Genomic DNA, 17382 nt, shown 5'->3' with positions numbered 1-17382 from the left:
CAATTTTCGACTACTGACAACTGAACCAATAGTTAAGACAACAAGTATGACTCAAGTAGAATTTCCCCGGCACACGCCACCAGACGACAATTCATCTCAACATCTGGTGGTAGGTCACACCTTACATTCTCAAACTTGGAAGTGGCATGACTATTTCAAGTTTAACGTAGACCATAAGGTTATAGGCATCCAATATTTAGTGACTGCCTTTGTGTTTTATCTGATTGGTGGGTTGATGGCGATCGCTATCCGCACCGAATTAGCCACACCAGAAGCAGACTTCATCGATCCGAATCTGTACAACGCCTTCATGACTAACCACGGAACAATCATGATTTTCTTATGGATTGTTCCCAGTGCGATCGGGGGATTTGGTAACTATCTCATCCCGTTGATGGTGGGGGCGAGAGATATGGCGTTTCCCAAATTAAATGCGATCGCCTTTTGGTTAAACCCACCAGCCGGATTACTGCTATTAGCTAGCTTCATCTTCGGTGGTTCTCAATCTGGTTGGACAGCTTACCCACCTTTAAGTCTTGTCACCGCCCCCATCGCTCAAAGTATGTGGGTTTTAGCGATAGTGTTGGTGGGGACTTCTTCGATTCTCGGTTCGGTGAACTTTGTCATTACCATCTTAATGATGAAAGTCCCCAGCATGAAATGGGATCAATTACCTTTATTTTGCTGGGCTATCTTAGCAACCTCAATCCTAGCGTTGGTGTCTACACCTGTGTTAGCCGCAGGTTTGGTATTGCTACTGTTTGACTTGAATTTTGGTACATCCTTTTTTAAACCAGATGCCGGTGGTAACGTGATTATCTACCAGCACTTATTCTGGTTCTACTCTCACCCAGCAGTATATTTGATGATTCTGCCCATCTTCGGCATTATGTCCGAAGTAGTTCCGGTTCATGCACGCAAACCGATTTTTGGATATAAAGCGATCGCCTATTCTAGTCTTGCCATCTGTGTTGTCGGTTTGTTTGTCTGGGTACACCACATGTTTACCAGTGGTACACCAGGCTGGATGCGGATGTTCTTCACCATCTCCACTCTAATAGTTGCTGTACCTACAGGTGTGAAGATTTTCAGTTGGGTAGCTACCCTCTGGGGTGGTAAGATTCGCTTTACCACTGCCATGCTATTTGCAGTCGGCTTGCTGTCGATGTTTGTCATGGGTGGTTTAAGCGGCGTAACCTTGGGAACAGCACCTTTTGATGTTCACGTTCACGACACATATTATGTAGTGGCACACTTCCACTATGTATTGTTTGGTGGTTCTGTGTTTGGCATCTATGCGGGTATTTACCACTGGTTCCCGAAAATGACCGGACGCAAACTAAATGAAGTCTGGGGACGTATTCACTTTGTTCTGACTTTAATCGGCACTAACTTAACCTTTTTACCAATGCACCAGTTGGGTTTACAAGGTATGCCTCGACGAGTGGCAATGTATGACCCACAGTTTACAGGTTTAAATCAGCTTTGTACATTTGGGGCGTTTCTGTTGGGGTTGTCGGTAATTCCGTTTGCGCTGAATGTTATTTTGAGTTGGCGTAAGGGAGAATTGGCGGGTGATAATCCTTGGAATGCTTTAACTTTGGAATGGACTACAAGTTCACCTCCGATGGTGGAGAATTGGGAGGTTTTACCCGTGGTGACTCATGGGCCTTATGAATATGGTCATTCGTCGGAAGTAAGTTCATCAACCTAACCCCCCAAAGCCCCTTCCTTTGTAGGGAAGGGGGAGTAATCACAGTTCCCCTCTCCTCGTAGGAGAGGGGTTAGGGGAGAGGTCATCATCAAAAATTTAATTAAGAGGTATGTATGACTGTTTTAACGGCGAATGAGCATCATGAGGCGCATCCTGATTTACGGGTTTGGGGGTTGTTGACTTTTTTGGTGTCGGAATCTTTGATGTTTGGCGGGTTTTTTGCTACTTATTTGTTTTTTCGGGGGTCTACGGATGTTTGGCCGCCAGAGGGAACAGAGGTGGAGTTATTTATACCCGCAGTTAATACGGCGATTTTGGTGTCTAGTAGTTTTGTCATTCACTTCGGTGATATGGCGATTAAAAGGAATAGTGTTTGGGGAATGCGGTTTTGGTATTTGGTGACCGCTATTATGGGAGCAGTATTTTTAGCTGGTCAGGTTTATGAGTACCAAAATTTAGGGTATGGTCTGACTACTAATGTGTTTGCTAACTGCTTCTATTTGATGACAGGTTTCCACGGTTTGCACGTGTTTGTGGGACTGTTATTAATTTTAGGAGTGTTGTGGCGATCGCGTCGTCCCGGTCATTATTCTGCTACTAAGCATACTGGCATCGAAATGGCAGAAATTTACTGGCACTTCGTAGACATCATTTGGATTATTCTGTTCACCTTAATTTATATCCTCACACTGTTTTAAGGGAATGGGGTGTAGGGATGTAGGGGGAGATGAAGCAAATAAGTGAGATTTAGCCAATGCCCTATGCCCCATGCCCCATGCCCAATTCCCTATCCATAAAGTTATGCAAATTGACACCAACAAATTCTCCTGGTTTCAAGTTCCCGAAGACATCAAAAAGTTATTAATTTTAGCTGCACAACATTGGGAAAATACCTCAGAATCAGAAAAATACATTCAAGAAGCATTGGCTAAAACTGGGGAAAATACTGATGTATTTGTAGCAGCTTATAGATTTTTCTTTTATAAAAATAATTATTCTTTGGCATTGCAAACAACTCGCCAATTATTAGATAAAATTAAGGAATCAGAGAAGTTACCTGATGAATGGGAACAACTCAAGCCGATACTCATTAATCGCCGGGAAGAATCCCCAATCAGGTTGTACTTAAATGCTTATGCCGCTACTGGATTAGTATTAGCAAAATTAGGGGAAATCGAGCGTGCTAAAGAAATCAGTCTCAGAGTCAAAGAGATTGACGAAAAGAATGATTTCGGAGCAGGAATCCTATGGGATGTTTTAACACGTCCAGCCGAAGAAGATGATTGATTAGCCCATAGTTAACAGCCAAGAATCACCTATCAACAGCTATGAACAGTTTTTCATTTTTCAGCGCATCTTCCTATCAAGCTCTCACTACATCTTCTAACCCTAATAATGACCTGTTACCCTCTCAAGTGGTAGCTCCTACATTTCCTCGTGCGGAGATGCCTAAAATTGTCACTCCTGTATTTGTCTTTCCAAACATCTCTCAACTAAGATTTTAAATATTATGCAAGGTAGAGATTGGCTCCTGACAGGAGACGGTCAATATCAAGTGTGTAAAGCTGCAAGAAGTTGGAATTTATTACAAGAGAATTATCGTCTATATCGGTTTTTAACTGAAATAGAAGATGTTCTAAATGGGGTAGAAGATGAATTAATTTGTCTACCAGAAATCCGAATGCTTGTCAGACGCTTGATTGTCAATTCTTACTGGGTGCGAAGTCAGTATTTAGAGCCTTCTTCTACCACCGGAACCTCTGTTGTCCTGTTATATGATGAGTTAGGTTTTCCGTTAACCGTGCAGACAGTTACATTTGCACCAGGAAGCATATCTACTATTCATAATCATGGAACATGGGGAGTAGTGGCGGTATTAAAAGGACAAGAAAAAAATACTGTTTGGCGACGCACCCACAACCCAGATTTTCCAGACAAAATTGAACCCACGGGAGAAATAATTTTATCACCTGGAGATATTATTAGCTTCACTCCCGACGCAATTCATAGTGTGGAAGCACTAAGTGATCAACCTACTGTGACTTTTAATGTTTACGGTGAAACTGATCCCAAACAAAGGTTTGAGTTTGATGCAGTCACCCATCGCGCCAAAAAGTTTTAACACCACGAGGGAACAGGGAGTAGAACCTGTCCCCAATACCCAGTCCCCAATACCCAATACCCAGTCCCCAATTAAAGGAGAGAATGCAATGGCGAGAGTAATTTTCTATGAAAAACCTGGTTGTAAAGGTGGTACTAAACAAAAGGTGTTGCTAACTGCGGCTGGACATGAAGTTGTAGCTTATAATCTACTAACTGAACCTTGGACAAAGGAACGTCTGCGGTCATTTTTTGGCGATCGCCCGGTTGCTGAATGGTTTAACCGTTCTGCACCTAAAATTAAATCTGGTGAGATAGTTCCCGAAAATTTAGACGAACAAACCGCTTTATTATTAATGTTACAAGACCCTCTGTTGATTCGTCGTCCTTTACTGCAAGTAGGCGATCGCCGGGAAGTTGGTTTTGATGTCGAAACACTAGACGCTTGGATTGGCTTGAAACCTGTAGATGAATCCTTCCGCGCCATGAGTGAAAACCTGATGAGTCAAAACTTACAAGGTTGCGCCCACGGGCATAGTCATGATCATCACCACGACGAACGAGGTAATTGCAACCATCACAGTCAGCAAGAACACCAGCGTCAAGGTTCTAATCATTAATTAGATAGGGGTGCAGGGGTGCAGGGGACAAGAACTGTTACTCAATCCCCAATCCCCAATCCCCAATCCCCAATCCCCAATCCCCAATCACACATTCTGAAACATAGGTGTACTCAGATAACGTTCACCGAAAGAAGGCTGAATCATCACGATTAACTTACCTGCATTTTCTGGGCGTTTACCTACCTGAATGGCTGCACATAAAGCCGCACCGGAGGAAATCCCAGACAGTAAACCTTCTTCTTTGGCTAAACGCCGTCCGTAACTCATGGCTTGATCATCACTAACTCTGATGACTTCATCAATTAGTTCCACACGCAGGACATCGGGGATAAAACCAGCACCAATACCTTGGATTTTATGAGAACCAGGTTCACCACCAGAGAGAACCGGACTGTTGCTAGGTTCAACTGCGATCGCCTGAAAACTGGGTTTGCGTTGCTTAATCACTTCTGCAATCCCAGTAATAGTTCCTCCAGTTCCTACCCCTGCAATCAAAAAATCTACTTCCCCATCGGTATCCGTCCAAATTTCTTCAGCAGTAGTTTCTCGATGAATTTTAGGGTTTGCTGGGTTACGAAACTGTTGCAGCATATAAGCATTAGCAGTATTCGCCACAATTTCCTCAGCTTTGCGAATCGCGCCCCGCATTCCTTCCGCCCCCGGTGTTAATTCTAAAGTTGCACCATAGGCTTTCAGCATTGCCCGTCTTTCTTGACTCATAGTTTCTGGCATAGTCAAAATTAAACCATAGCCACGGGCTGCTGCCACCATTGCCAAACCAATTCCTGTATTTCCAGAAGTAGGCTCAACTAAAATCGTTTTTCCTGGCTCAATTACACCCTCAGCTTCTGCGGAAAGAATCATACTCACCCCAATTCTATCTTTCACAGAAGCCGCCGGATTCATGCCTTCTAATTTGACAACTATCCTAGCAACTACACCTTCTGACTGAGGAATTTTATTGAGTTGTACTAAAGGAGTTTTTCCAATAAGTTCTGTGACATCTTTAGCAATTCGCATAAATTTACTCCTAAACTTATTAATTTATAACCACAGACTATTTACCAATAATACTTAACTTATAAAACAATACACTTCCGTCAAAGGTACAAACTCAAGCTTGTGAACTCCTAACAAGTTCGTAGTAAGGACTTTAGTCCTTAAGCTCTTAGCATTAAAGTGCTTACTACAAACCTATACTATAGGCATTAACTCCCACTAAAGCACAAAAATTTTTCAAAAAAAATATATTACATCACATTTTTTATTTATTGCCTCATCATTTATCATTTAGTATTTTTAAAAACATTTTTAAAGATAAATTTAATTCCTATGACGGAACTAAGTTGCTAAACCTGCCGTCAATTAAACGAGAATTATATAAATATATTGCAATGAACAGTTAACTTTTAATATTTTTTTAATTCCTTTAGTTAATTGCATCAATCATAACTTTTTCACTAATATTTAATAGTTTTTTCTTGTTCCTTTGTGTATACTTTCCCATCAACATATTTCATTTGAGTACAAGTTTTAAAACTAAATAACTCAAGCAAGATTGGCTTGAGTTAACAGCCCAGTTAGGTTTGAGGTGAAGTTAATAAATACTAGAACCCTCCCCAATTAATGCTAGTACCCCACTTCAAAAATACTAGCACCCCAACCCAAAATAATCTTTGTAATCCTTGCATTGCAAGGGTTTTAAATGTTGAGTACAAATTTAATAACTTTAATAATCTTAATCTGACTCAGCTAGACTATGGACAAAAGGAGTAACTGATATAAAACATATAGGATTTACGCAGAGATTCCCCTCTACCCCCCGAAATTCAATGGGTAAAACCAAAGAACAAGGGGGGACTTCTTAATCAATAAGCATATATTAAGCAACATCTATGACTACCCAGTTAACTTTTAATGACAAAAACAAACTCAGGTATTAACAGCTAAATTTATGAAAATTCTGTATTCTTGGTAGCTTTCTGATTTAAATTATAACTCAATTTCTCAGCTTGTCAGAAATTGAAATATTACGATATTTAAAATTTGGGGTGTTGACTATCTAGCAAGGAGAGCAAAGATGAAACCTAAACTTCTAAATGTTCTCACAGTTTGTCTAGTGACTTTCGCTGTAGTGTCTCCGGGGCTGGTAGTTTTAAATTTTGTGTGGGAAAAACATATAGAGTTCGTTAAAACACAGAAATTACTCTATGAAGTTAGTAAGCTGAATGCAACAGATACTTCAATATCTATCAGCAACATCAATCAAAATTCGTCACAAGCCCTATTTGCAAGAAAATCACCTACTTGTCAAATTTTTAATCAAATGCTGGCTAATATTGAACATTACAAAATTTTGATTATTTTCCAGTGGCTGATTATATTAACACCCGCAATGATTGGATTAGGAATTGTTATTTATGATAAATATTTAATTTATCGTGCCAGTCTTTTACAAGCACAAATTGAGATGTTAGAAAGACTTTGGCAGCAAAGTATTGAGCAGTAAATTTCAAAGATATTTTATCTTTGATGATTGACTGAAAACTCATCATATTCACCTGATCACAGCCAGTAAACTACTATGCAAGACATAAAACAAGAACGCCAAAGTTTATACTTTAATTTGATTGATGAATTACTCAAATGTCCGAATGGTGAAGAACCAGCAATTTTGGAAGCTAATCAAGAATTAATTGATGCTGGTTTTGTGGAAATAGTTGTACAAGTTGCAACTGCATTTGCACACCAAGGTAATCAAGACGGTTCAAAATTTTTGTTTTTTATTGCGCGTGAATTAGCAAAACAGTTGGGCTTATATCCTGATTTTCAAAACTCTGCGGATAACAGTTCTGAAGTTGCAAACAAGGAGTAAAAATGCTACTGACTGCAACTGATGCTGGACATATAGCATTAGAGTTTCTCTTGGCTGATTGGAATATACCAGAAGATTATAGAGATTGGTTTACTATTTTAAATTCTCGTCTTGTTGGTGAGAGTTGGTACATTGTGGAATTGGGTGTAGAAGGCTTTCCAGATAAATGGTTTATTCAAGTCTATGATACAGGAGCTTGTGACCCAAATTATACTTTTATGACACCGATTAACGGTTCCGATGGGTTTGTTGATTTGAATAATTTACCAGAAATACTTGCAGAAGTCTTGGTTGCAGAACGCAAGGCTAGATAATATAAATACCAATCAATAAATCATTGAGTGGCATGAATTGACTAGAAATTTTTAGGGGTTTACTTGATATCAAGCAACCCCTTTTTTTCTGTATATTTTAATAAATTTATGTAAACAAATAAAGTTATTTGTCATCATTAAATAACAAATATATGTTATATTAATTGTAGTGATGAACGCTACAAAAATATCAGTGGCAATGATTGCAGAGGATATATTAGCTAAAGAATTCACAAGAGTCGTCAATCAATACTACCCAAAAGTTGGGGAATTATTAGATGGGTGTCATGTGAAAGTCATCACCTGTTTTTGGGGACGGCCAGTTAGACGCTTGCAATATATAGGAATTTACTGCTCTGATGAGATGCTACCTCATGTGCAAGCGCATAAGGAAATATTGCGAGAGTTAGCAGAAAACATGGGATTAGTACAAGTTGTTTGCATGAATGCTAAACGATTATTACGAGATCCCTTGTCGAAGCTCAAGGATAATGATCCACGTTTGTGGTTGGATTTGCATATGGTGACGAATTAAAGATTGGCATCTCGCTGGAGATGAAGCACTAACACAAGTAAGCTAAAGATGAACAATGGACTATTTTGCATTGCAAAATAGTTCTCACCATCATCAAGCTTTTGAGCAGAAAAAACTTCTGTTTTGATGAAGACTACTTGATTGAAAATTCAATTATTGGGGATGTATTCACTTGTCGCGACAAAATCACGAGATTTCAGGACACATTGCATCGAGGGAAACTAGCATTTAAACAAGCATCTTTGAGTCTGGAAAAGAATCAAGAAAGTTGGCGGTGCTATAACCAAGAGGTTAAAAATTATGTCTAAACTTAACTTGCTTCCTCCTGATGATCTACCTCCCAGCGAGGTGACAAAAGAGGATGGAATGCTGCATCTGGAACTAGAACAATCTATTGGCAGATGCTTTTATTTAGCCTGCGATCGCATTACCCAAGCACTACTATCTAACTGCCAATGGTATTTAACCAAAAAAGATACTATTGTCATGCTAGTCATTGACTGCCCTGATATAGTATCTTACTGGCATATAGTCAGCAACATTCCCCAGTTAGGTAATCGACTAGAAAGATTCACCACTCACGCCAAAATTCGTGTTTATCCCCCTTTTGGTAAAGGTGGGCCATTAGAAATTAGCGTCAATGAAATCTCAGCTTACCGTGATTGGCTGTGATTGGCTGTAAATATTAAGTTTTTCAACTCTCACCTTAACCTCCCCACCCTTGGGGAGAGTTATTTTTTTTATGAAATGCGATCGCGCTTATCAATAATCTCCACCACATCCTCATCTGGTGATGTTCCAGGGTAAACCTCGGTTTCTCGCTCAACTACTGTAGTAGGAGCAACCTCAGTTCTATAACCACGAGTATCAGAGATGTCGTGTACTCTCCAGTCACGAATACCCCGGTTTCTGAAAATATGAGCAGCGCGATCAATTTCTGTTTCCGTGCCTTCTAAGATTACCAAGTATTCTCCTTGAGACACGCGATCGCTGTAACGTCTAGCATCTTCTTCAGGGATACCTAAACCAGTCAATGCCCCCACGATACCACCTGCCGCCGCACCAATACCAGCACCAGCCAAGGTAGTTGCAATTGTACCGGCTGCTAGAAAAGGCCCAGCACCGGGAATTAATAAAGCTTCCAACCCAACCAGTAAACCGCCAATACCACCCAAGACAGTACCTGTTGTCGCACCAATACCAGCACCTTCTTGAGCCTCTGTATCACCACGATCTTCTACACGCGCGCCTGCTATTTGCTCATTCCGTTCTGTGTCTTTTGCCAAGATAGAAACCCTATCCATTGGGAAACCGGAATTTCTCAGTTCGTGTAGTGCTTGTTCAGCTTCTTGTCGGTTTCTAAATGTACCAATTGCACGTTTATAATGAGTAGATACCATTTTTCCTCCTGAAATAATTACTTTGGCACTATTTTTGTTAGTAATACTTATTTCAAGTTTGGCTTCTGGCATCAATAAATTCATCAATCTATAGGTTTAAGTGCCACTCCATCAGAAGAAAGGTATAATATCAGCCACTTTTCCCTAAAAATTCTCATCAATGAATATTGTGTTACCTTAGTATTACCGACAAGGTAAAATGTTTAGTAATTTTAAGAGGAAATCGTTATCGTAGTTCAAAAACAACAAATTAACTCCCAAATCAAGTCATCTCAAGTCGTCTTGATTGACCATGAAAATCATAATCGTGGCTTGGTTGATACCAATGAGGCTCTACAGATAGCAGAGAGTGTAGGGCTTGACTTAGTGGTGGTTTCTCAAAACCAAGAGTTTCCAGTAGCTAAGATTATCAACTATGGCAAATTACAATATCAAAAGAAAAAACGTCAAGGAAATAGTGCTAGGCCAACCGTAAAAGAAGTACGGTTTCGTCCAAACGTCGGCTTGGCTGATTATAATTTACGCATTCAGCAAGCAAGACAGTGGTTAAGTAAAGGTGATTCTGTAAAATTTGCTGTGCGTTTACGTGGTAGAGAACACCAACATCGTGATCATGCTGGAGAATTGTTAGATCGGGTTGTCAATGATCTCAGTCAAGTAGGTAAAATCCAGTCGTTTGATAAACGCGCCTTGGTTGTGCAAGTGATTCCTGCTTAATATAATTTTTAGGGATCTCTGGAGAGATCCCTTGATAAAAACTACTTAAATGTTGATACTGTTGGGAATGCGCGAAGGTAGAAGATAGGGATAGTCAACCCCAGTATCAGCCAGGCGTTTTTGATTGCGTGCTTTAATCTTGTTTTCTATTTCCATTAAATCATTTTGAAACTGGGTGAGAATTTCTTGATCGCTTCTATTGGTAAAATTAATTAACTCAGAACTTCCCAGCTTACCCCAATAAATCGCATTCAAAGCAAAGGTTAACCGCATTTGCAAAACTTCTCTATCTGCTGGTGGTAAGAATTCTGGTAAACTAACAGGTGTATCTGGTCGGCTGTAGTTAGCTAAAGGTGCATTGGGTACGTAACCAAGATAATCAAATTGACTATAGTTAATAGCTGCGTGTTGAGGGCCACAAGTAAAGATAATAATTGTGGCAATATCGATTAATTGTTGTAAGCTGGTGATTTTAGTAAACCCAGGTACACGGGGATGAGAAGGTAAATCTTGGGGTTGTAGTCCCAATGCGATCGCCCATTCTTGAGGAAACCATGCAGGAACCTGGGGAAACTCTGACTTCGGACGGGTATTTAATGGTGTGCTAAGTTCATCAGCCCAAGCTTGTAGATAAGAATCTTTGATTACAGCTTGATCATCAACATAGTAGCGTTGTAAATATAGTTTAGTGTATTTAGCGATCGCCTCCCATAACAGTAGACTATCATCACGGTAGGGGTATTCCGGCAAAAACTTAGTTTCAATTCCCCGATGTTCGATGTCATTGGGTAGAGCATAATCCCAAAATATTTTATTGCGGTAAGCTTGATTAATTAAATTGACTGATGTGCTAATAGTCGGTGCTGTCAGTTTATTGATTGCTGCGCCTTCTTCCAGCAAAATAGTATTAGCCCGGTCATTTACCGCAATTAAAAACTGAAAATGGGGACTGAGTAGCTGAGAAACTGGGTGATTATTCGGTAATTGTCGAGCAGTAGCGATCGCAAATGCTTCCATTGCTAAATGGGTATAGCACAGATGCGAAATTAACTCATGATGGGTAACATCAGTTGTTTGAACAGAGAGTTTTGCCCTTGTCCAATCATCAGCAAGTGTTCCCGTAACTGTAGGAGTAACTATTCTACCTTTTTCCACCTCAATAAGTATAGGTTCTAACCCAGCTTCAGAGCGATGAAATAAAGCCACCGGACTTCCTACATACTTCCCCACCTGTAAATCAGTCACTTTTAAATCTTTAAACAGGGGATAATCAGCAATAAACAAACGGTTAGCGGCTGCTGACTCAATCAAGTCTACATTAGTGGGTATATTTGCCCAAGCTTGTAATAATCCTTGGTCGGCTGATTTCACCCGCCGTAGTACCATAGGATTAGCACCGGCTAATCGTTGCCGTGCAAATTCGCGATCGCTTAAACCGCCATCTCGTTGATGTATGATACTAGCTACTGGACGAGTCGGAATGTAGGGAGAGGCGTTTTTGCTAGATTTAGCACTTTTTTCTAAAGATTGGAAAAAGAGCGATCGCTTTTGCTCAATACTATTTTTAGCATCAGCAGCCTTTTGCGCCGCAGTGATGAAATCAATCATTCCCCGACGTTGCCGCACATAGCTAGCGTTAAACTGTTCATTAGGCGGCAAATTAAAATTAAACCACCCCGATTGAAAAATTTCCAAATCTACCAACTTAGTAGAGACACCTAGCCAAAGTTCATCTAAAGAAGCGATCGTACTCTTAGCTTGTTTTAACAGCAGACTCCAAGGCTCAGACAGTTTACCTTGACTGATAGCATCTTCCCCCAGTTTAGTTAATATATAACGCAACACCCCATCTTCACCAGCATAAGGAAAAATCCGCGCTGGCCCCTTTTGATTTAACCCATAGGGATTATAACGATAGTGTCCTTTTTGTTCCGTGGTAGTTCCTTGAGAAACCATAATTTATTCCTGGTACAGAACTAAGTATAGACAGCAGATAAGATAGCAGGACTTATGCAAAAGTATTTTTCATCAAGGTAACATTTAAGATTCTCAAACCCGAACCCCACCCTTGTTTTTTTCTTACCTATGCGTAAGTCTTATATATAGGACTTAAGCCAATGGCATAATAACCTAGTTCGTAGTGAGGACTTTAGTCCTCTCTTCTCAATGAGAGCCTACGCCAACAAAACGCACTTGATAAAATCAAGGCTAGAGCCGCTTACTACCAACACAAAACTAGAATTAGGACTTAAGCCAATGGCATAATAACCTAGTTCGTAGTGAGGACTTTAGTCCTCTCTTCTCAATGAGAGCCTACGCCAACAAAACGCACTTGATAAAATCAAGGCTAGAGCCGCTTACTACCAACACAAAACTAGAATTTTGTGTGATACTTGCATAAGTCCCAATATAGATAACAACCTAAACTATCTATAGATACTCTAGATTTCGACTACTATGCAGTTGTATAGCATAAGCTATTTAACCTACTAGCCACAAATATTGTCAGCCGTATATTTTGTATAAATACGTAAATATATGCTACGTGATTTTTCGAGTCGAGATGAATTGGTTGCCTATCTGCGTCAACAATTCCCGCAAGCAGCAGAACGTGATGATCATATTAGCAACACAGTGGGCGGTAGAAAAGCCGCTCAGAAAGCCTTACAAAAAGTCAACCCAGCATCCTACGCAAAAACACGTAACTTTTTCACAGGAAACGTAACTCGGTTGTCACCATACATCCGCTACGGAGTCTTAAGCTTACGCGAAATTCGAGATTACGTATTAGATAAAGTAGAAAACCCGGAAGATGCGACAAAACTAATCAATGAATTAGGTTGGCGCGACTATTGGCAGCGATTATATGTGAAATTAGGGAATGATATCTGGAAAGACCAAGAAGAATATAAAACAGGCTACACCAGCGCAGAATACGCACCCAAACTACCCCAAGACATCACAGAGGGAAGCACAGGCTTAGTTTGCATCGACAACTTCAGCCAAGAACTAAGAGAAACAGGCTACCTGCATAATCATGCGCGAATGTGGATAGCAGCGTACATAGTTCATTGGCGGCGCATTCGTTGGCAAGCAGGCGCAAAATGGTTTTTAGAACACCTATTAGACGGAGATCCTGCCAGCAATAATATGTCATGGCAGTGGGTAGCCAGCACCTTCAGCCATAAACCTTATTTTTTCAACCGCGAGAACTTAGAACGTTACACCAAAGGCGTTTACTGCCAAAAATGTCCTTTATATGGTCATTGTGACTTTGAAGGCAGCTATGAACAAATAGAACAGCGACTTTTTCCCAAAGGTGAGTTTACCAAAAAACCCAACAGTCAAACTTGGCAGCGAGGCAAGAAAAAATAGACAAGATAGATCATATAGCCTATGCCATAATCCCCATGCCCAATAACTAATGACTAATGACTAACAATAATGCAATTGTTTGGATACACGGCGACTGTCTCAGTCCCTACAACCCCGCATTACAAGAATACCCAGATGCGCCAGCTATTTGGGTTTGGGATGATGCTTTGATCGAAGAATGGCAACTCAGCCTCAAGAGACTTACCTTTATTTATGAATGCTTACTAGAGTTACCAGTTGAAATCCGTCGTGGGAACGTAGCACAAGAAATTTTAACCTTTGCTAAAGAACATAATGCCAACCTAGTCGTAACGGCAGATAGTCCCAGTCCCCGGTTTAATAATACATGTGATGAAATAGAACGTTCCTTAAAATTGGAAGTGTTTGAAGTAGAACCGTTTTTTGATTATGACGGATATATTGACTTAAAGCGGTTTTCACGCTACTGGAAGGTAGCAGAAAAGTATGTTTTTGATTAGCTAATCAATGTAGGTGACTGAAAGTCAGACTGTTTTCAGTTGCCTATTTTTTCACCCCCTAGTCGGTTTTCCCCAAATAATTGCAAAATAAATGCAGTTCATCTGGGGACTACCGAAAAATGACATCTACACTTGTTGACACACAAAATTTACTTTCTGACCTGATTGCTCGCTACTCATCGCGTGTAGACTATTTAATGATTCGCCTAGAGCAAGCAGAAGGAACTGATATCTTGTTGCGTGGCGACAAGGTAGAAACCCTCAGCGAAGGTATATCCATCGGTGGACATATCCGCGCTTGTTACAAAGGTGGTTGGGGTTTAAGTAGTTTTAATCAGCTTTCCACCATTGAAGAACGTATTACAGAAGCAATTGCAGCCGCGCGGATGGTTGGTGATGAACAGACAACACTTGCACCTATTGAACCAGTGCAAGCAGTATGTACTCTACCCTTGAAAGGTAAAAACCCGCGCCAAGTTTCTCTTGCGGAAAAAAAAGAATTATGCGATCGCTATACTGAATTACTAAGAACTGTAGATCATCGCATTACCACCACCTCAGTTCGTTACAGTGACAGTTCCCAAAAAGTGATTATCGCCACCTCAGAAGGGACATTAATTCAACAGTCGTGGGTAGATATGGAAATGCGGTTTGCAGCTACAGCCAGAAACGGCGAAATAGTCCAAACAGGCAGAGAAACCACAGGTTCACGCCAAGCCTACGAAGACTTGATCAATTTAGATAAACAAGTCAAAAGTGCCGCCACAAGGGCAGTTGCAGCTTTATCTCTACCCTCAGTCAAAGGAAATACCTATACCGTAGTTATTGACCCTATTCTCACAGGTTTATTTGTTCATGAAGCCTTCGGACATCTTTCCGAGGCTGATATGGCCTACGAAAACCCCGATTTATTAGAGGTAATGACTATTGGACGGCGATTTGGCCCCGAAGAACTACAAATTTTTGACGGTGCAGCCCCACAAGGACATCGTGGTAGTTATTTTTATGATGATGAAGGTACACCAGCTACCACAACTCAACTCATAAAAGACGGTATTTTAGTAGGTCGTTTACATTCCCGTGAAACCGCAGGTAAATTAGGCGAAACCCCCACAGGTAACGCTCGTTGTCTCAATTACCACTTTAACCCGATTGTACGCATGACCAACACTTGGATTGAAGCAGGTAAAACACCAGTTGCAGACTTATTCACAGATATCAAAGAAGGAGTATATGCCCGTAATTGGCTAGGTGGCATGACAAACGGCGAAATGTTCACCTTCAGTGCCGGGGAAGCTTGGATGATTAGAAATGGCAAAATTGCCGAACCCGTCAAAGATGTCACACTTTCTGGTAACGTGTTTCAAACCTTAGCAGATATTGAAGCCATTGGCGATGATTTTTACTGGGATGAATCCGGCGGCTGTGGCAAAGGCGGACAAAATGGCTTACCTGTAGGATGTGGAGGCCCCAGCCTAAGAATTCGAGATGTAGTAGTAGGCGGAGAAACATGAATCTGCAACTCAAAAATTCCCACTCTTTTACTCTTACTCTCCGCGCCTCTGCGCCTCTGCGTGATAAAAATTCCCACAAATAAAAGGGACACAGCTAATTCTGTATCCCTATAAATATGCTAATATCTCAAACCTTCAGCTTAAGCAGCAGACTCTAACAACTGAATATTTGAAAATTTGAATTCCTGAACATTGATTTTTCCTGCGGTTTCAGTGCGAATTTCCCGACGGTTGAGAATGAAATAAGCCCCAACCTTTTCATACTCATCTACAAAGTTGCTGACTCCGCCTCTTTGTTCACCAGTTTGAGGATCATGGTAAACCGAATCATAGGTATGAGACAGATAGCCTTCCCCAGTGTCGTGAACACTAAAAGTATTGATTGTGACAACAACACCATGAATATGACGATGAACCAGAGTCACTATATTATTGTGGACTTTGTAGCGATCGCCTTCAGCCTTACCGCCCATTAAAATTTCCACAGCACCATCTTCGTCAGTCGCGCCATATCGAAAAGTGTTTGCCCCATGAGTTTCTTCAAAGGTGCGACGTACACGGTGAATAGCTATCTCCCAAGCTTGTCCGTGAATAGCTTTTTTCGCTGACTCATCCTCTACACCCAAAACTTCCGCTTTGAGTTCAGCATTGATAATAACTTTACCAGTAATCACCTGATCATCATGTTTATAGGTGATATCTGCTGTATAACCAGGAAAATTCTTGTCCCAAGTGTATCGATTGTCATAAGCAGCCCGGAAAAGTTCCTGAGCAGAGAGTTGTGTAACTGTCATGTGCTTCTCCTAGCGCAATTAGTTTATAGTCGCTTTTTAATCTTGCTGGTATTAGCATAGAAGTAATTGTTGAGTCTCGCATAGACCCCAACTGGGTACACTTATGCCTAATTCTCTACATGATATATTTCATGCGATCGCTAACATCCGTAACGAGGAAGAAATTCAAACAACCCTCATGGATAAAATTGGCGAACACTTCGGTGTGCAACGTTGGGGTATCTATTTAATAGATAGTCAGCCAAAAACTAATATTGATATTCAAAGCATCCCAGCCGTATGTTTAGAAAGTAATCCCATCGGTCAATATGTAGTTGAGCGGCATTCTCCCGCCCATGAACAACTCATATTAACCCCAGAAGACTGGAAAAACCTATGTCCACGCCATGACCATGAACACGTCATGACAGGGCCAATTGTTTGCGACGGTCGTTTAATCGGAACACTGAATTTTGCCCGCGACAGAGGAAATCCACCCTTTACCGCCAGCGATTTAGCCGACCTCAGTGCACTCTGTATACATCTGTCCGCCAAAATCGCCACCCTACGAACCACGCCAAAAACATTTTCCTCCTCATCAACTAATCCCTTAACCCCCAGAGAGCTACAAATTGCCGAACTCGTAGCACAAGGATTAACCAACGCTGAAATTGCCCAAAGGCTGTGGATTACTCAAAACTCCGTCAAACAAGCCCTCAAAAGAATGTTCCGCAAACTAGGAGTATCAGCCCGTGCTGAGATGGTAGCCAGATTACAAGACTGGCTCATTCAAAGATGAGATGGAAGATAAATTTTTTTATGCAACCCAGCCCTTGCCCAGCAAGCCTTTCAGCCTATTGAATGACCGCACCATTAAGAGGTTAGAAAAAAAAAATTTCCTTTACCCCTTGACGAAGCCAAAAATCCTCGCTATTCTAGATAAGTGTCGAGGCGAGAGAGCCG

20 protein-coding genes and 1 pseudogene are annotated in these 17382 nt (G+C 40.9%); 17 read left to right on the top strand and 4 right to left on the bottom strand.

Features of this window, described 5'->3' with window-relative positions:
* The first annotated feature begins 46 nt into the window (after window positions 1–46).
* From ctaD to A3775_RS05580, 6 genes are all read left to right on the top strand, one after another.
* Window positions 47–1714, top strand: coding sequence for a cytochrome c oxidase subunit I (gene ctaD, locus A3775_RS05600; protein ID WP_066424198.1), 1668 nt, complete (start codon window positions 47–49; stop codon window positions 1712–1714).
* Between the two features lie 113 nt (window positions 1715–1827).
* On the top strand, window positions 1828–2412 hold the full coding sequence (locus A3775_RS05595) for a heme-copper oxidase subunit III (protein ID WP_066424194.1): 585 nt from the start codon (window positions 1828–1830) through the stop codon (window positions 2410–2412).
* A 103-nt stretch (window positions 2413–2515) separates the two neighbouring features.
* Window positions 2516–3001 (top strand): hypothetical protein, encoded by a 486-nt coding sequence (locus A3775_RS05590; RefSeq protein WP_066377333.1) that lies wholly within the window; start codon window positions 2516–2518, stop codon window positions 2999–3001.
* A gap of 41 nt (window positions 3002–3042) precedes the next feature.
* The gene (locus tag A3775_RS24565; protein WP_197480095.1) at window positions 3043–3219 is read left to right on the top strand and encodes a hypothetical protein; all 177 of its coding nucleotides are present in this window, start codon (window positions 3043–3045) and stop codon (window positions 3217–3219) included.
* Between the two features lie 5 nt (window positions 3220–3224).
* Complete coding sequence (locus tag A3775_RS05585) at window positions 3225–3836, top strand: cupin domain-containing protein (RefSeq protein WP_066424192.1); 612 nt, start codon at window positions 3225–3227, stop codon at window positions 3834–3836.
* An 88-nt stretch (window positions 3837–3924) separates the two neighbouring features.
* Window positions 3925–4434 (top strand): ArsC/Spx/MgsR family protein, encoded by a 510-nt coding sequence (locus A3775_RS05580; RefSeq protein WP_066377375.1) that lies wholly within the window; start codon window positions 3925–3927, stop codon window positions 4432–4434.
* Window positions 4435–4521: 87 nt separating this feature from the next.
* Here the strand turns inward: A3775_RS05580 and cysK are convergent, their stop codons facing one another.
* Complete coding sequence (cysK, locus tag A3775_RS05575) at window positions 4522–5457, bottom strand: cysteine synthase A (RefSeq protein WP_066377331.1); 936 nt, start codon at window positions 5455–5457, stop codon at window positions 4522–4524.
* A gap of 1060 nt (window positions 5458–6517) precedes the next feature.
* Between cysK and A3775_RS05570 the strand changes: the two genes are divergently transcribed.
* The 6 genes and pseudogenes from A3775_RS05570 (at window position 6518) to A3775_RS05550 (ending at window position 8833) form a co-directional block, all read left to right on the top strand.
* On the top strand, window positions 6518–6946 hold the full coding sequence (locus A3775_RS05570) for a hypothetical protein (RefSeq protein WP_066377330.1): 429 nt from the start codon (window positions 6518–6520) through the stop codon (window positions 6944–6946).
* Window positions 6947–7021: 75 nt separating this feature from the next.
* Window positions 7022–7312 carry a hypothetical protein gene (locus A3775_RS05565; protein ID WP_066377325.1) on the top strand — a complete coding sequence of 97 codons (291 nt, stop codon included), beginning with the start codon at window positions 7022–7024 and terminating at the stop codon, window positions 7310–7312.
* A gap of 2 nt (window positions 7313–7314) precedes the next feature.
* Window positions 7315–7626, top strand: a complete 312-nt coding sequence (locus A3775_RS05560) for a hypothetical protein (RefSeq protein ID WP_066377323.1) — start codon at window positions 7315–7317, stop codon at window positions 7624–7626.
* Window positions 7627–7798: 172 nt separating this feature from the next.
* Window positions 7799–8161: a hypothetical protein gene (locus A3775_RS05555; RefSeq protein ID WP_231866951.1), complete on the top strand. Its 363-nt coding sequence runs from the start codon at window positions 7799–7801 to the stop codon at window positions 8159–8161.
* A gap of 95 nt (window positions 8162–8256) precedes the next feature.
* Window positions 8257–8469 (top strand): annotated as a pseudogene (locus A3775_RS24935) (LLM class flavin-dependent oxidoreductase); the annotation flags it as partial.
* The gene (locus A3775_RS05550) at window positions 8462–8833 is read left to right on the top strand and encodes a hypothetical protein (RefSeq protein WP_066377321.1); all 372 of its coding nucleotides are present in this window, start codon (window positions 8462–8464) and stop codon (window positions 8831–8833) included. The pseudogene A3775_RS24935 and the gene A3775_RS05550, both read left to right, overlap by 8 nt.
* Window positions 8834–8901: 68 nt before the next feature.
* Here the strand turns inward: A3775_RS05550 and A3775_RS05545 are convergent, their stop codons facing one another.
* Window positions 8902–9561, bottom strand: coding sequence for a general stress protein (locus tag A3775_RS05545; RefSeq protein ID WP_066377372.1), 660 nt, complete (start codon window positions 9559–9561; stop codon window positions 8902–8904).
* Window positions 9562–9783: 222 nt separating this feature from the next.
* Here A3775_RS05545 and infC point away from each other — a divergent pair, with 222 nt between their 5' ends.
* Window positions 9784–10278 carry a translation initiation factor IF-3 gene (gene infC / locus A3775_RS05540; protein ID WP_082803683.1) on the top strand — a complete coding sequence of 165 codons (495 nt, stop codon included), beginning with the start codon at window positions 9784–9786 and terminating at the stop codon, window positions 10276–10278.
* Window positions 10279–10323: 45 nt separating this feature from the next.
* Here infC and A3775_RS05535 read toward each other — a convergent pair whose 3' ends face one another.
* Window positions 10324–12234, bottom strand: coding sequence for a lipoxygenase family protein (locus A3775_RS05535; protein ID WP_066424190.1), 1911 nt, complete (start codon window positions 12232–12234; stop codon window positions 10324–10326).
* Between the two features lie 582 nt (window positions 12235–12816).
* Here A3775_RS05535 and A3775_RS05530 point away from each other — a divergent pair.
* The 3 genes from A3775_RS05530 (at window position 12817) to A3775_RS05520 (ending at window position 15646) form a co-directional block, all read left to right on the top strand.
* Window positions 12817–13653 (top strand): FAD-binding domain-containing protein, encoded by an 837-nt coding sequence (locus A3775_RS05530; RefSeq protein ID WP_066424189.1) that lies wholly within the window; start codon window positions 12817–12819, stop codon window positions 13651–13653.
* Between the two features lie 56 nt (window positions 13654–13709).
* Entirely contained in the window at window positions 13710–14132 is a 423-nt protein-coding gene (locus A3775_RS05525; protein ID WP_066424174.1) for a hypothetical protein, read from the top strand.
* Between the two features lie 119 nt (window positions 14133–14251).
* Window positions 14252–15646: a TldD/PmbA family protein gene (locus A3775_RS05520; RefSeq protein WP_066424172.1), complete on the top strand. Its 1395-nt coding sequence runs from the start codon at window positions 14252–14254 to the stop codon at window positions 15644–15646.
* 140 nt (window positions 15647–15786) lie between these two features.
* Here A3775_RS05520 and A3775_RS05515 read toward each other — a convergent pair whose 3' ends face one another.
* Complete coding sequence (locus A3775_RS05515) at window positions 15787–16440, bottom strand: DUF3386 domain-containing protein (RefSeq protein WP_066377314.1); 654 nt, start codon at window positions 16438–16440, stop codon at window positions 15787–15789.
* A 103-nt stretch (window positions 16441–16543) separates the two neighbouring features.
* Between A3775_RS05515 and A3775_RS05510 the strand changes: the two genes are divergently transcribed.
* On the top strand, window positions 16544–17218 hold the full coding sequence (locus A3775_RS05510) for a LuxR C-terminal-related transcriptional regulator (RefSeq protein ID WP_066377311.1): 675 nt from the start codon (window positions 16544–16546) through the stop codon (window positions 17216–17218).
* Window positions 17219–17382: the final 164 nt, after the last annotated feature.

It is taken from the genome of Anabaena sp. 4-3 (genome assembly GCF_001597745.1).
GTDB lineage: Bacteria > Cyanobacteriota > Cyanobacteriia > Cyanobacteriales > Nostocaceae > Trichormus.
The sequence above is the reverse complement of the archived record's forward strand: the minus strand, read 5'-3'. Positions and strand labels throughout refer to the sequence as shown.

Excerpts from the sequence above, each read along its gene's own strand:
- ctaD (WP_066424198.1), top strand. The coding sequence starts at position 47 with ATGACTCAAGTAGAATTTCCCCGGCACACGCCACCAGACGACAATTCA.
- A3775_RS05595 (WP_066424194.1), top strand. The coding sequence starts at position 1,828 with ATGACTGTTTTAACGGCGAATGAGCATCATGAGGCGCATCCTGATTTA.
- A3775_RS05590 (WP_066377333.1), top strand. The coding sequence starts at position 2,516 with ATGCAAATTGACACCAACAAATTCTCCTGGTTTCAAGTTCCCGAAGAC.
- A3775_RS24565 (WP_197480095.1), top strand. The coding sequence starts at position 3,043 with ATGAACAGTTTTTCATTTTTCAGCGCATCTTCCTATCAAGCTCTCACT.
- A3775_RS05585 (WP_066424192.1), top strand. The coding sequence starts at position 3,225 with ATGCAAGGTAGAGATTGGCTCCTGACAGGAGACGGTCAATATCAAGTG.
- A3775_RS05580 (WP_066377375.1), top strand. The coding sequence starts at position 3,925 with ATGGCGAGAGTAATTTTCTATGAAAAACCTGGTTGTAAAGGTGGTACT.
- cysK (WP_066377331.1), bottom strand. The coding sequence starts at position 5,457 with ATGCGAATTGCTAAAGATGTCACAGAACTTATTGGAAAAACTCCTTTA.
- A3775_RS05570 (WP_066377330.1), top strand. The coding sequence starts at position 6,518 with ATGAAACCTAAACTTCTAAATGTTCTCACAGTTTGTCTAGTGACTTTC.
- A3775_RS05565 (WP_066377325.1), top strand. The coding sequence starts at position 7,022 with ATGCAAGACATAAAACAAGAACGCCAAAGTTTATACTTTAATTTGATT.
- A3775_RS05560 (WP_066377323.1), top strand. The coding sequence starts at position 7,315 with ATGCTACTGACTGCAACTGATGCTGGACATATAGCATTAGAGTTTCTC.
- A3775_RS05555 (WP_231866951.1), top strand. The coding sequence starts at position 7,799 with ATGAACGCTACAAAAATATCAGTGGCAATGATTGCAGAGGATATATTA.
- A3775_RS05550 (WP_066377321.1), top strand. The coding sequence starts at position 8,462 with ATGTCTAAACTTAACTTGCTTCCTCCTGATGATCTACCTCCCAGCGAG.
- A3775_RS05545 (WP_066377372.1), bottom strand. The coding sequence starts at position 9,561 with ATGGTATCTACTCATTATAAACGTGCAATTGGTACATTTAGAAACCGA.
- A3775_RS05535 (WP_066424190.1), bottom strand. The coding sequence starts at position 12,234 with ATGGTTTCTCAAGGAACTACCACGGAACAAAAAGGACACTATCGTTAT.
- A3775_RS05530 (WP_066424189.1), top strand. The coding sequence starts at position 12,817 with ATGCTACGTGATTTTTCGAGTCGAGATGAATTGGTTGCCTATCTGCGT.
- A3775_RS05525 (WP_066424174.1), top strand. The coding sequence starts at position 13,710 with ATGACTAACAATAATGCAATTGTTTGGATACACGGCGACTGTCTCAGT.
- A3775_RS05520 (WP_066424172.1), top strand. The coding sequence starts at position 14,252 with ATGACATCTACACTTGTTGACACACAAAATTTACTTTCTGACCTGATT.
- A3775_RS05515 (WP_066377314.1), bottom strand. The coding sequence starts at position 16,440 with ATGACAGTTACACAACTCTCTGCTCAGGAACTTTTCCGGGCTGCTTAT.
- A3775_RS05510 (WP_066377311.1), top strand. The coding sequence starts at position 16,544 with ATGCCTAATTCTCTACATGATATATTTCATGCGATCGCTAACATCCGT.